The sequence below is a fragment of the Lysobacter sp. Soil_N_51 genome (assembly GCF_057655755.1).
Window position 1 is genome coordinate 1 of the sequence record NZ_JBDGLR010000032.1, and the last position, 359, is coordinate 359.

A 359-nucleotide genomic window follows, 5' to 3' on the forward strand; every position below is an offset into this window, starting at 1 on the left:
GTGGTGCCGGTCGCCGGATCCGACGACTTGCTGCTGCTGATCACCGGCGCGGCGACCGTGTGGGTCGTCGCGCAGTTCGTGCACTCCGGATCCGGATCGCCACCGCCGATGCCGGTCACGCTGTTACCGACCGTGCCGGCCGCATCGGCGTCGACGGTGGTCGTGTAGCTCAGCGTGTAGGTGCCCGGCAGGGTGCCGGCCGGCAGGGTGCAGGACAACGCACCCGTGCAGGTGTAGCTGCCGGCGCTGGTCACGCTGCCGAACGTCTGATCGCCGCTGATGGTGTCGGTCAGGGTGTAGACGTCCGTCAGCGCCGCGGTGCTGATCGTGGTCGACAAGGTGTAGGTGATCGTCGCACC

General features: G+C 68.8%; 1 protein-coding gene. It reads right to left on the reverse strand.

Translation table 11 applies throughout. From position 1 onward, the window contains the following. The coding region (locus AC3A4T_RS24545) for a hypothetical protein (protein ID WP_487677762.1) at window positions 1-359 on the reverse strand (359 nt) is incomplete at both ends.